Below are 13,316 nucleotides of genomic sequence, written 5' to 3'. Positions count from 1 at the left end.
CTGTTGGGGATTATTTTGCCGGAGCGGGTTGCTCGGCGGGCCTGGCTTTTTCGAGTTTCGCCAGGTCAAGAGCGATATGTACCGTCTCGTCCAGGTACGGATCCGGCTCCTGGTAATCTTTTGGCAGATCGTCCAGTTTCTTGAGCAACGGTTTACCTTCACGTTTGAAGCGATCGTTGATACGCGCCAGACGCGTTGCGTCATCCTCATTGTTCTCTTTCTCACGCTGAGCGTAGTTCAGAGAAACAATATTCCGTTTTTCTTTCAGGGCATTAAAGCGGGCAATGTCCTTCATGATGTACTGGAATTCAGGATCTTTCGCGATGCGTTCGTTGTGGTCTTTCAGTAGCTCCGGACCAAACTGGGTCATATCACCGGCTTTCACGTAAGTCGCGGCATTGATGCTATCCCACGGCAACGCGTTATCTTCAAACTTCTCACCGGTTTCCGTCTCTTCCGTGCCTGTCGGCATCATGATGTCTGGCGTCACGCCCTTACGCTGCGTACTGCCGCCGTTCACACGATAGAATTTCTGAATGGTGTACTGAACAGACCCCAGCGCAGGCCATTCCGGACGCAGCATCTGATCGTAAATACGATTCAGGGAACGATACTGCTGGACGGTACCTTTACCGAACGTCGGCTCACCCACGATCAGCGCGCGACCATAGTCCTGCATTGCAGCGGCAAAGATTTCTGATGCTGACGCACTGAAGCGATCGACCAGCACTACCAGCGGGCCTTTGTAGTAAACCACGCCATCATTGTCGGCATCTTCACGCACTTTACCGTTGTTATCGCGCACCTGCACGACCGGGCCAGACGGGATAAACAGGCCAGACAGAGAGACAGCTTCTGTCAGTGCACCACCGCCGTTGCTGCGCAGATCGATGATCACGCTGCTGACGTTCTGCTTCTCAAGCTTCTGCAGCTGCACTTTTACGTCATCGGTCAGCCCTACGTAGAAGCCAGGGATATCAAGTACACCCACCTTCTCTTTACCGACGGTTTTCACCGACATTTTCACCGCGCGGTCTTCAAGACGAATACGCTCACGGGTCAGGGTAACGATACGGGTTTTGGTGCCTTTCCCGGCAGGCAGAATTTCAAGACGAACTTTGCTGCCTTTCGGACCTTTGATCAGCGCAACCACATCGTCCAGACGCCAGCCGATGACATCAACCATGTTCTGCCCGGTTTGGCCTACACCGACAATGCGATCGCCTACGCTTATCGCTTTGCTTTTTGATGCCGGGCCACCCGCAACCATGGAGTTGATCACCGTGTAATCGTCGTCCATCTGCAGCACCGCGCCGATACCTTCCAGAGAAAGGCTCATTTCGGTATTGAACTGTTCGGTGTTACGCGGGGAGAGATAGTTCGTATGCGGATCGATTTCGTGGGCAAAGGCAGTCATTGCCAGCGAGAAAACATCTTCGCTGTTGGTTTGTGCCAGACGACGAATGGCAAACTTGTAACGGCGCGTCAGCGTGTCACGGATCTCTTTCTCATCTTTGCCAGTGAGCTTGAGACTCAGTTCGTCGTACTTCACTTTGCTGTCCCACAGGGCGTTCAGCTCGGCTTCGTCTTTCGGCCAGGGCGCTTTACTGCGGTCCAGATTAAAGGTGTCATTGCCGGTGAAGTCCATCGGACGTTCCAGCACTTTCAGCGCATATTGATAACGTTCAAAGCGGCGCTTTTGTGCCAGGTTATACAGATCGTAGAACAGATCCAGCTTGCCGGAACGCAGCTCATCACCGACGTCGGATTTACGTTTGGCGAACTGCTCGACATCGCTGGCGAGCAGTACGTTATGGCTGTAATCCAGCAAGTTCAGATAGCGGTCGAAGATTTTGGCCGAAAAGGCCTGATCGAGATCGAACTGACGATAGTGCGAACGGGTGAAGCGTGACGTTACACGCTCGCTCACCGTCGCGTGCTGCGTCTCTTCCTTGAGAACCGGAATTTGATCAACACGCGTAATATCGTCCACTGCGAAAGCATGGCCTGTTATGGCAAACAGGCCGGCCAGCGCGGTGAGCTTAAAAAAAGTGTTCATGCCAGGCTTGGCCTCCGTTTCAGAACAACAAGTGTTCTGCGCGTACAATCATTGACATACCAGAAGTCAGCTGTACACGAACGCCATCTTTGGTGATTTCCATAACGGTGGCGTCCATTGCATTGTTACCCGCTTTTACCTTCAGTGCCTGACCGACGCTCAGGGCGTTGATGTCTGAAACCGGAGTGTGGCGCTGCTCTTCATGAGGCGCGCGCGGGGCTTTAGCTGCTGGTTTGTCAGCACGCGGTTTGCGATCGTTATTTTCGTTGCGACGCGGTGCAGGACGCGGTTTACGCTCACGGCGAGGCGCTTCTTCCTGGCCGTTTGCCGCAGCGGCTTCACGTTTTTTCGCCTGCTGTTCTGCACGTTGTGCCTGAACGCGTGCTTTGGCTTCTTCAAGCTGCTTACGCGCATGCTCGACGTGCTGCTCGTCCAGCTCACCACAGGGGTTGCCGTCAAGATCCACGCGAGTCGCGCCCGGTTTGATACCGTACAGGTAACGCCAGCTCGAAGTATAAAGACGTAAGGCGGAACGCAGCTGAGTTTTGCTGAGGTTCATTTCCCCCTCAACGCGTGCTACCAGATCCTGAAAAATACCGACTTTCAGGGGACGAGCTTCGCCTTCAGCGCTGAAGCACTGTGGGAAACGCTCGGCCAGAAATGCGATAACTTCTTTACTGCTATTCAACTTAGGTTGATTTTCCATGAAATTTCCTGATTACAACGGACGTTGCCAACAAGCGCAGGCATGAACAGGCGTCATTATAATGACGCTATCAGTAAATGCTACGTTATCCGTTGATTATCCTGCGACGCTCGCAAAGAATTTTTGATAATCGGTTGCTGCAAGAACGTTTTCCAGATTCGCCACCAGCTCGCGCAGCCCCTGTTCGTCCTCGATTGTAAAGCGACTGAAGACCGTACTGTCGATGTCCAGAACGCCAATAATCTGATTTTTTACCACCAGCGGCAGCACGATTTCAGAATTACTGGCGGCATCACAGGCAATGTGCCCGTCAAACGCATGCACATCTTCCACACGCTGTACCTGATTCTCGGCGACTGCCGTGCCGCAGACACCCCGGCCGACCGGAATGCGTACGCAGGCCAGTTTGCCCTGGAACGGCCCCAGCACCAGCGTTTCACCTTCCAGAAGATAAAAACCGGCCCAGTTCACGTCAGAGAGACGTTCAAACAGCAATGCGCTAGTATTTGCCAGAGTGGCTAAGAAGCTGGTCTCACCCGCCATCAATGCCTTAAAATCGCGGTTCAGGTCCGCGTAGAATTCTGTTTTGTTCATTCTTCAATCACTTAGTTGTCTTACAAAATTACCGCATAGCCTATTAAAATAAGCATTAAATGCGCTCATGCTCAAGATGAATCCATTCATGAGTTATTATAACTTTCAACAATACCTATTTGTGCGCAACTGATGGCCTTAAAAACAACCAAAATCACGCCGACAAAAAAGATAACTGTCCATACGGTAAGCGCAGCTTTGCCTCGTGCACATTATCAGCGTTGCCCCCAGTGCGATACGCTTTTTATGTTGCCGAAGATGAAATCGCACCAAAGCGCCTTTTGTCCCCGCTGCGACGCCAAAATTCGTGACGGCCGCGACTGGTCATTAACCCGTCTCGCCGCCATGGCGGTCACCATGCTGCTGTTGATGCCCTTTGCCTGGAGCGAGCCGCTGCTGAAGCTCTACCTGCTCGGCGTGCGCATTGATGCCAACGTGCTGCAGGGGATCTGGCAGATGACGCGCCAGGGCGATCCGGTGACCGCAGCCATGGTGCTTTTCTGTACCGTTGGTGCACCGCTGGTGCTGGTCGCCGCCATTGCGTATCTCTGGTTCGGTAATATTCTCGGCATGAACCTGCGTCCGGTGTTGCTGATGCTCGATAAACTCAAAGAGTGGGTGATGCTGGATATCTATCTGGTGGGCGTTGGCGTGGCCTCCATAAAAGTGCAGGACTACGCGTTTTTGCAACCGGGCGTCGGCCTCTTTGCTTTTATCTGTCTGGTATTGCTCAGTATCCTGACGCTGATCCATCTCAACGTTGAGCAGCTCTGGGAGCGATTTTACCCGCAGCGCCCCGCCACGCGCCCGGACGAGAATCTCCGGGTCTGTCTGGGCTGCCACTACACCGGGCTGCCCGATGCGCGCGGCCGCTGCCCACGCTGCCATATTCCCTTGCGACTGCGGCGCAACAATAGCCTGCAAAAATGCTGGGCCGCCCTCATCGCCTCGTTGATATTCCTGCTTCCTGCCAACATGTTGCCGATATCCATTATTTACGTGAATGGCGGGCGGCAGGAGGATACCATCCTCTCGGGCATTATCTCCCTTGCGCACAGTAATATTGGCGTGGCGGCAATTGTGTTTATCGCCAGTATTCTGGTGCCGTTTACCAAAGTGGTGGTGATGTTTACCCTGCTCATCAGCATTCACTTTAAATGTGAGCAAGGCTTACGTACCCGTATCCTGCTCCTGCGCTTCGTTACCTGGATTGGCCGCTGGTCGATGTTGGATCTGTTCGTGATTTCGTTGATGATGTCGCTGATTAACCGCGACCAGCTACTTGCTTTTACAATGGGACCCGCAGCTTTTTATTTCGGCTCTGCGGTGATATTGACTATTCTTGCTGTGGAATGGCTGGATAGCCGCTTACTTTGGGATGCACATGAGTCAGGAAACCCCCGCTTCGCCGACTGAAGCGAGAATTAAAACAAAACGCCGCATTTCGCCATTCTGGTTGCTGCCTGTCATCGCCCTGATGATTGCAGGCTGGCTTATCTGGACGAGCTATGAAGATCGCGGAAGTACCATCACCATTGATTTCCAGTCTGCCGACGGCATTGTGGCCGGACGTACCCCGGTGCGTTTCCAGGGGGTGGAAGTCGGTACCGTCCAGGATATCTCCCTTGGAAAAGGGCTGAATAAGATTCAGGTGCGGGCCAGCATCAAATCTGATATGCAGGACGCGCTGCGTAGCGAAACACAGTTCTGGCTGGTCACGCCAAAGGCCTCTCTGGCCGGGGTGTCCGGTCTGGATGCGCTGGTTGGCGGGAACTATATCGGCATGATGCCGGGTAAAGGTGAGCCACAGGATCACTTTGTGGCGCTTGATACGCAGCCCAAATATCGTCTCAATAACGGGGATCTGATGATCCACCTGCAGGCGCCGGACTTAGGGTCACTCAACAGTGGCTCGCTGGTGTACTTCCGTAAAATCCCGGTGGGCCGGGTGTACGATTACGCCATCAACCCCAACAAGCAGGGGGTGACTATCGATGTGTTAATTGAGCGTCGCTTTACCAATCTGGTGAAAAAAGGCAGCCGTTTCTGGAACGTTTCCGGCGTGGACGCTGACCTAAGCCTTAGCGGTGCGAAAGTGAAGCTTGAAAGTCTGGCCGCGCTGGTCAATGGTGCCATTGCCTTTGACTCCCCGGAAAATTCCAGCCCTGCCGCCGCAGATGACACGTTCGGTCTGTATGCCGACCTGGCGCACAGCCAGCGTGGCGTGATCGTCAAACTTGCCCTGCCCGATGCCAAAGGGTTAAAAGCCGGTTCTACGCCGCTGATGTATCAGGGTCTGGAGGTCGGTCAGCTCACCAAAATGACGCTCAATCCGGGCGGTTCCGTAACCGGGGAGATGACGGTTGACCCAAGCGTGGTAGATCTTCTGCGCGAGAAAACGCGTATCGAAATGCGCAGCCCGAAACTGTCCCTGAGTGATGCCAGCATCAGCAGCCTCCTGACAGGCAGTACCTTCGAGTTGATCCCCGGCGAAGGCCAGCCCAGCAACACCTTTGTGGTTGCCCCGGCGGATAAAGCCCTGCTGCAAAAACCCGGCGTGGTGACCATTACGCTGAACGCGCCGGAAAGTTACGGTATCGAAGCCGGTCAGCCGCTGATCTTACACGGCGTGCAGGTAGGCCAGGTGCTGGAGCGGTCGTTGTCGGAAAACGGTGTGAGCTTCTCCGCCGCAATCGATCCGCAATACAGCAATCTGGTGCATGGCGACAGCAAATTCGTGGTTAACAGCCGCGTAGACGTGAAGGTTGGGCTGGACGGCGTTGAATTCCTCGGAGCCAGTGCGAGCGAGTGGGTGAACGGCGGGATCCGCATCCTGCCGGGCAGCAAAGGTCCTGTCCGCGACAGCTATCCGCTGTATGCCAATCTGGATAAAGCGATTGAAAACAGCATGAGCGATCTGCCGACCACCACGCTGACGCTGAGTGCGGAAACGCTGCCGGACGTTCAGGCAGGCTCAGTCGTGCTGTATCGCAAGTTTGAAGTTGGGGAGGTCATCACCGTTCGCCCTCGTGCAGACGCCTTTGATATTGAACTGCACATCAAGCCGGAGTATCGCAAACTGCTTACCCCGAACAGCGTCTTCTGGGCGGAAGGTGGTGCAAAAGTTCAGCTTAACGGTAGCGGGCTGACCGTGCAGGCCTCCCCGCTCTCTCGCGCGCTGCGCGGGGCGATCAGCTTCGATAACCTGCCCGGCGCGGGCGGCAATATGCGCAAGGGTGACAAGCGTATCCTCTTCCCGTCTGAAACCGCTGCACGTGCGGTTGGCGGGCAGATTACCCTGCACGCCTTCGATGCCGGAAAGCTGGCGGAAGGAATGCCTATCCGCTACCTGGGCATTGATATCGGACAGATCCAGAAGCTGACGCTGATCACCGCCCGCAATGAAGTGCAGGCCACCGCGGTGCTTTATCCGGAATATGTGCAGACGTTTGCCCGTTCAGGCACGCGTTTCTCCGTGGTGACGCCGCAGATCTCGGCCGCGGGCGTTGAGCATCTCGACACCATCCTGCAGCCGTATATCAACGTCGAGCCTGGCCGTGGCAACGCGCGTCGTGATTTTGAACTGCAGGAAGCCACCATCACCGACTCGCGCTATCTTGATGGTCTGAGCATTGTGGTGGAGGTACCGGAAGCCGGCTCGCTTAGCATCGGCACGCCAGTTCTGTTCCGCGGTATTGAAGTGGGAACGGTGACCGGCCTGACGCTCGGGACGCTCTCCGACCGCGTGATGGTGGCGTTACGCATCAGCGATCGTTACCAGCATCTGGTACGGAATAATTCGGTGTTCTGGCTGGCCTCTGGCTATTCGCTGGACTTCGGCCTGACGGGCGGCGTGGTGAAAACCGGTACGTTCAACCAGTTTATTCGCGGCGGTATTGCTTTCGCCACGCCGCCGGGTACACCGCTGGCGCCGAAAGCACAGCCGGGCAAACACTTCCTGCTGCTCGAAAGCGAACCTAAAGAGTGGCGTGAGTGGGGAACCGCCCTGCCGCGTTAATCTCAGGGCTCCGGTGTCAACGCACCGGAGCCTTTATGTTACACTGCGCACCTGAACTTTTCCCTGTGGTGTGCCCGTGGCTCAAAACTCCGTATATCTTCCTGAACAATTCCTGGCGCAGATGCGCGAGGCGCTTCCTTCTCACCTCTCGTTAGACGATTTTATCGCCGCCTGTCAGCGACCGTTACGCCGGAGTATTCGCGTCAACACGCTGAAAATCAGCGTCGCAGATTTCCTTGCGCTGGTATCACCTTACCACTGGCAGCTCACGCCCGTTCCGTGGTGTGAAGAGGGTTTCTGGATCGAACGGGAGGACGAGGCGTCACTGCCGCTGGGCAGTACCGCCGAGCATTTGAGCGGTCTGTTTTATATTCAGGAAGCCAGCTCAATGCTGCCGGTTGCTGCGCTGTTTGCCGATGGCAACGCGCCTGAACGGGTCATGGATGTGGCTGCCGCACCCGGTTCAAAAACCACGCAGATTGCCGCCCGCATGGCTAACCGCGGGGCCATTCTCGCCAATGAGTTTTCAGCCAGCCGCGTGAAGGTGCTGCATGCCAACATCAGCCGCTGCGGCATTCAGAATGTTGCCCTGACGCATTTCGACGGACGCGTGTTTGGCGCCGCCCTGCCGGAAGCGTTTGACGCCATCCTGCTGGACGCCCCCTGCTCCGGTGAAGGCGTGGTACGCAAAGATCCCGATGCGCTAAAAAACTGGTCAGTTGAAAGCAACCTCGACATTGCCTCAACGCAGCGCGAACTGATCGACAGCGCGTTTCATGCCCTTCGTCCAGGCGGTACGCTGGTTTATTCCACCTGCACGTTAAACCGTGATGAAAACGAAGAGGTCTGCCTGTGGCTGAAAGCGCAATACCCCGATGCGGTTGAGTTTCTGCCACTGAATGACTTATTTGCCTCTGCTGAAGACGCCATCACCCCGGAAGGTTTCCTCCACGTATTCCCGCAGATTTATGACTGCGAAGGTTTTTTTGTCGCCCGTCTGCGTAAAACTGCCGCCATCGCACCACTGCCCGCGCCAACATTTAAGATCGGTAATTTCCCCTTCACACCGCTGAAGAGCCGTGAAGCAGAGCAGGTCACCACCGCAGCCCGCAAAGCCGGACTGAACTGGAACGACGATCTCCACCTCTGGCAGCGTGATAAAGAGATTTGGCTTTTCCCGGCGAACATCGAACCGCTTATCGGCAAAGTTCGTTTTTCCCGAATCGGGATCCGCCTGGCGGAAGTGCATAACAAAGGCTATCGCTGGCAGCACGAGGCGGTCATTGCCCTTGCCGGCACGGCTAACACCTTCGCGCTGACGCATCTGGAAGCTGAAGAGTGGTACCGGGGGCGCGATGTGTATCCGGAAACGGCCCCTTCTCAGGATGACGTTGTGGTGACGTACCAGGGATACCCGCTAGGACTGGCAAAGAAAGTGGGTTCGCGTCTGAAAAACAGCTATCCACGCGAACTGGTGCGCGATGGTCGCTTGTTTACCGGTAACGATCGCGCCGACTAAAAAAAGCGCACTTTTTTACTGGCGATTTTGCTCTCCTTGTCTACGATCAAAAATGGATGGCTGTACTGGTCATACCAGATTTTGACAACACACCCGGAGAGCATTATGACGAAAACCAGCGTGCGAATTGGCGCTTTTGAAATCGACGACGCAGAATTGCGCGGCGAAACACAGGGCGAACGAACGTTAAGTATTCCCTGCAAATCCGACCCGGATTTGTGTATGCAACTGGATGCCTGGGATGCCGACACCAGCGTTCCGGCAATCCTTGATGGCGAACATTCCGTCCTTTACCGCGAGCATTACGATAGTAAAACCGATGCCTGGGTCATGCGTCTTGCCTGACCAGAGAGAACCCGCCCGAAGGCGGGTTATTTATTACTGCAACTGCGCCAGCGTGAAATAGCCGTCAAACACCGCGCCGGTATCAATGTAGTGCAGGTTGTCAAAATCATATCGCTTATCCAGCGGCGTATGACCAAACCAGAAGTGATCCGCTCCGCGAATTCCCTGCCCTTTTCCTGCCATAAACCCCATTAGCCGATCCCGATCCCACAGCACCCGCTCAGCGCTCACCGGCTGCTGCCAGCGATATTCCGCTGCCGGATAGTCAGCATGAGCAATAACATTCAGGCCGTTTGTGCAGGTTATCTCAATAATCAGCGTCAACTTTCGGCACGCTTCTAACAGGGTCAGCGCCTGCTGCTGTTGCGAATCACCAAGCTGCGAAAACCAGCTTCCACCATTCATCAACCAGAGCGCAAAGTCATTATTTTCCACGCTGTCGATTGCCATTTGCTCATGGTTCCCCCGGACTGCGCGAAACCATTTTTCATTGATCAGTTGCAGGCACTTAACGCTGTCAGGGCCACGATCAATCAAATCCCCAACGGAGATCAGCAAATCCTCATAAGGATTAAAACGGCGGCGTTTCAGTTCGTCCAACAGCCACTGATAGCAACCGTGTATATCGCTCACAACCCAGACGTGACGCCACTTTCCACCATCGATTCGCTGATACATAAGGCCTCCCTGAATAAGTATAGCCGCATCAGAAAATGCAAATATCAGCGCCGGGCATCACAAAGCCAAACAAACGCTAAACCAAACGGAAATAAACCTTCCCGCGCTATTAATCCCTTTTTATCGGGCCTTTAAAATAAGCACTAAATAAAAGAGAGGTTTCAACGTGTCCAATACTCACCTGCATAACGATGTGCTCTATCCGCATCGTACACATATTATTTCCGACCTGGTCAACGGAAGATGCGTTCCGGGCCCCATCTGGAAAAAGCGTGAGTATCGGCTGAAATTCCTGTTACGCACGCTTCTGTTCTGGTCTTCTACCCGACGCATGCTTGAGGCACTCTCTGGCCGGGATGACTTTGATCGGTTACTGGCCGCGCAAATCACGTTACCCAGTAAAACCCACCGCCAGTACTTGATGCGCGGCCTGAATGCCGGCGACCGTGCTGACGCGATCGTCAGCCACTACCACTGGATTGATGGTCTGAAAGACCCCTTACTCGCCCATGCGCTGACCAGCCCTCAGGAGCAACCTGTCGTGCAGTTCAGGGCTAAAAATGAGGTGCTCTATACCGTCAACGCCTCCTCCGCTCACAAAGCCGAGCGCGAAGGTGAAAGCACACTGTGGCTGCGCGATGACGAGAATACCTTGCTCGCAAGCCTGACCTTCACTGTTGCGCACAGCGCGGGACAACGGGTACTGGTGATCGGCGGTCTTCAGGGGCCTCGCCGTGGCGTCACGCGCGATGTGATAAAACAGGCTACCCGCGCCTGCCACGGTCTGTTCCCAAAACGCGTACTGATGGAAGTGATTTTCCAGCTGGTCGCACAGTCAAACATCCGCGTCATTTATGCCGTCAGTGATGAGGGCCATGTTTTCCGCGCGCTGCGTTATCGCCTGAGCAAAGGCCGTCATTTCCACGCCAGCTACGATGAGTTTTGGGAAACCCTGGAGGGTAAGAAACGCTCGACCTTCTGCTGGCAGTTGCCACTTGAGATGGCGCGCAAATCCCTGGACGAGATTGCCAGTAAGAAACGGGCAGAATATCGCCGCCGCTTTGAGCTGCTTGATGAAATTAAAACGGCCATTAACGCCCGCTTTTAACCCTGCGTCTTGCTTTTGCCAACCCTGTACATCTCACCAACTCAATGATTGGCGTCGCAGTGGTGCAAACCTCCTCAGTCAAGGAACACCACATGAATACTCAACTAATTTTAAATAGCGTTCAGTTCAGTGTCTTTACCGATAACAACCAAATCTGGCTCACATCTTCAGAGCTTACCCAAGTCCTCTGCAATAGATCAGACGACTCAATTGCCAGAATCTATAACCACAACCACAAAGAGTTTTCTGCCCGAATCACTGAGAAGGTCAATTTGACCGTCTCTGTGAACTATAATAAACAGTGCGATCTTTCTCCCTCTGTAGTGCACATTTTATCGCCATGTTTGTCGGAACGCCGAATGCAAAAGAATTCTGTAGGTACGTATTAGACACCTTCGGCAAAGAGGTTATGAAGCCATCAACTCAGATGCAGCAGACTGATGATCGACTACATTACGCAAACATCACCAATTAAAAAAGATCTCCCTGTGGCCTGCACCCTCTTATGACTGGCGAAGTAGTTATGAACCCAAATTCATGCCTGGCACATGTGATCCGTTCCGGCTTTGCAGTAATGCCATGTGATAACGCAGAAAAATTCACCTCCGGTAAGATAGAGAAAATGATCGCCATAGCATGACAAGTCCAGGATAGTTGGATCCAATTTTAACTCTACAGGGCAGTCTGCTATTGCATACAGCGAGGCTGCTCGGTTAGCATTCCGTTACGAATTGCTGGTTGAAACGTACGAAATGCGCCAAGTAAGCGTAATTATTAAGGATGTATATGATGATTTATGATTGTTTTTTATATTACGATGAAGATATGTTGCTAGATATTCGTCTTAATACTCTAAATGATGTTGTTGATTACTTCGTTATTGTAGAATCCACACACACATTCACTGGCAAACCTAAAAAATTAAATTTCGATATTTCTAAATTTGAAAAATTTAAAGATAAAATAATTTATGTGATATATAACGATCTCCCAAAATTGAAAAATGGTATTGCGGGTGAGTACGACGCCTGGAAAAATGAAGCAGCTACCCGTAATGCAATCATGCGCGGGTTAAAAAATGCAAAAGATAATGACATCATATTAATTTCAGATGTTGATGAAATTTTTCGCCCGAAGTTATCAAAAACATAAACCCTAAAAAACTGTGCACTATTTTTCACATGAATTTTTTCAATTATCAGTTTAACCTTCAGGTTTTTAATACTGACGGTACAAATCGTCTTTGTAAACTTCCACGAGCAACAACATTGCGTAATCTTAAAGATTACTTTGCCGGTGAACCGGAATTATTCAGAAATGTAAAAAAATCCGAACTTCATAAAGATTTCATATCCAGAACCACTTTCAAAATCAGAAGAAAGATTGTATCTGATGCTGGATGGCACTTTTCATGGATAATGACTCCTGAGCGTATCTCTGAAAAAATGTCTTCTATTTCTCATACTGAATATGATTTACCTCACCTCAATAACAAAGAACATATTATTGATGCTCTGACAAATGCTAAAGACATATGGAATCGTGACCGTAAAATGATTAAACAGGATCTAAACAAAGACAAATTCCCTGCTTATCTTGTAGATAATGCAGACAGATTTAAAGATTTCATTGCTTAAAATCCAAGCCAGTTAAATTCTATTTAGCTGGCAGTTTTTTTGTCTCACCGGTTCATCCATATCAATCCTGCTGAGCAATATATAGTATTTTCTCATTCTAAAATGATTTTTAACCTGTTTGCCATAGCCATCCATAAATCAATAAAAAGCTGTAAAACAGAGATTTTCTCTGAGGTTCAATAAAAATCCCCCCCCTTGCAGTTTAAAACGGTTTTGAACCCTGTGATAAAAATTATCCATTTTCATATTTTGTAAAACCTGACTTTCGAGCCATTTTACGTTTAAATAACTGCCATCATTTTAAAGCAACCGTAGCCAGGCTGATCGCCTCTTTGATGCGTGACAAGTATGCTTTTCCGGATGGTACCCCATCGCGCAGCATCAGGGTATTCAGTTCTGCCATAACGGCCACATGAATTTCTGCCGTATCTTCAGTCAGGGCTATGGCATCGGAATTACCTTTTTGCTTGCTGCAAAGATCGTCAGTCCGACCCGGCCACAGCTACCCGTGGAAAAAAATGATTTAGCACTGTCTGGACAAGGTAAGCTCCCTATGCGGGATGAATCAGGTCACTGGTTCTTCCATATCATCTTCGCTGGTCACGGTGTCAGCATATCCGGTTGACGGAATGCCACTGACTGGCATTCCCGG

The 13,316-nt window shown here is 52.1% G+C and carries 11 protein-coding genes; 7 read left to right on the top strand and 4 right to left on the bottom strand.

Translation table 11 applies throughout. The features are described 5' to 3' along the window. Positions 1-10 precede the first annotated feature (10 nt). The 3 genes from prc to ECL_RS07215 form a co-directional block, all read right to left on the bottom strand. Positions 11-2,059: a carboxy terminal-processing peptidase gene (gene prc / locus ECL_RS07225; protein ID WP_013096119.1), complete on the bottom strand. Its 2,049-nt coding sequence runs from the start codon at positions 2,057-2,059 to the stop codon at positions 11-13. Positions 2,060-2,078: 19 nt separating this feature from the next. Beyond that, on the bottom strand, positions 2,079-2,765 hold the full coding sequence (proQ, locus tag ECL_RS07220; RefSeq protein WP_013096118.1) for an RNA chaperone ProQ: 687 nt from the start codon (positions 2,763-2,765) through the stop codon (positions 2,079-2,081). Between the two features lie 96 nt (positions 2,766-2,861). Then, positions 2,862-3,359, bottom strand: a complete 498-nt coding sequence (locus tag ECL_RS07215; protein ID WP_013096117.1) for a GAF domain-containing protein — start codon at positions 3,357-3,359, stop codon at positions 2,862-2,864. A 132-nt stretch (positions 3,360-3,491) separates the two neighbouring features. Between ECL_RS07215 and yebS the strand changes: the two genes are divergently transcribed. From yebS to ECL_RS07195, 4 genes are all read left to right on the top strand, one after another. After that, positions 3,492-4,775, top strand: a complete 1,284-nt coding sequence (yebS, locus tag ECL_RS07210) for a membrane integrity lipid transport subunit YebS (RefSeq protein WP_038984489.1) — start codon at positions 3,492-3,494, stop codon at positions 4,773-4,775. Beyond that, positions 4,744-7,377: a PqiB family protein gene (locus tag ECL_RS07205; RefSeq protein ID WP_038419908.1), complete on the top strand. Its 2,634-nt coding sequence runs from the start codon at positions 4,744-4,746 to the stop codon at positions 7,375-7,377. Before yebS ends, ECL_RS07205 begins: the two co-directional genes overlap by 32 nt. 76 nt (positions 7,378-7,453) lie before the next feature. Next, complete coding sequence (gene rsmF, locus ECL_RS07200; protein ID WP_013096114.1) at positions 7,454-8,896, top strand: 16S rRNA (cytosine(1407)-C(5))-methyltransferase RsmF; 1,443 nt, start codon at positions 7,454-7,456, stop codon at positions 8,894-8,896. Between the two features lie 105 nt (positions 8,897-9,001). Then, the gene (locus ECL_RS07195) at positions 9,002-9,241 is read left to right on the top strand and encodes a YebV family protein (RefSeq protein WP_013096113.1); all 240 of its coding nucleotides are present in this window, start codon (positions 9,002-9,004) and stop codon (positions 9,239-9,241) included. Between the two features lie 33 nt (positions 9,242-9,274). Here the strand turns inward: ECL_RS07195 and pphA are convergent, their stop codons facing one another. Beyond that, on the bottom strand, positions 9,275-9,919 hold the full coding sequence (gene pphA, locus ECL_RS07190) for a protein-serine/threonine phosphatase (protein ID WP_013096112.1): 645 nt from the start codon (positions 9,917-9,919) through the stop codon (positions 9,275-9,277). 166 nt (positions 9,920-10,085) lie between these two features. Here pphA and ECL_RS07185 point away from each other — a divergent pair, with 166 nt between their 5' ends. The 3 genes from ECL_RS07185 to ECL_RS27890 all read left to right on the top strand — a co-directional run bounded on the left by ECL_RS07185 (position 10,086) and on the right by ECL_RS27890 (position 12,664). Next, positions 10,086-11,027 (top strand): VirK/YbjX family protein, encoded by a 942-nt coding sequence (locus tag ECL_RS07185; RefSeq protein ID WP_013096111.1) that lies wholly within the window; start codon positions 10,086-10,088, stop codon positions 11,025-11,027. 786 nt (positions 11,028-11,813) lie between these two features. Then, entirely contained in the window at positions 11,814-12,179 is a 366-nt protein-coding gene (locus ECL_RS27895) for a glycosyltransferase family 17 protein (RefSeq protein ID WP_013096109.1), read from the top strand. Positions 12,180-12,295: 116 nt separating this feature from the next. After that, positions 12,296-12,664, top strand: coding sequence for a glycosyltransferase family 17 protein (locus ECL_RS27890; protein WP_314732276.1), 369 nt, complete (start codon positions 12,296-12,298; stop codon positions 12,662-12,664). Positions 12,665-13,316: the final 652 nt, after the last annotated feature.

It is taken from the genome of Enterobacter cloacae subsp. cloacae ATCC 13047 (genome assembly GCF_000025565.1).
Lineage (GTDB): Bacteria > Pseudomonadota > Gammaproteobacteria > Enterobacterales > Enterobacteriaceae > Enterobacter > Enterobacter cloacae.
This window is presented reverse-complemented; position numbering and strand designations above follow the sequence as displayed.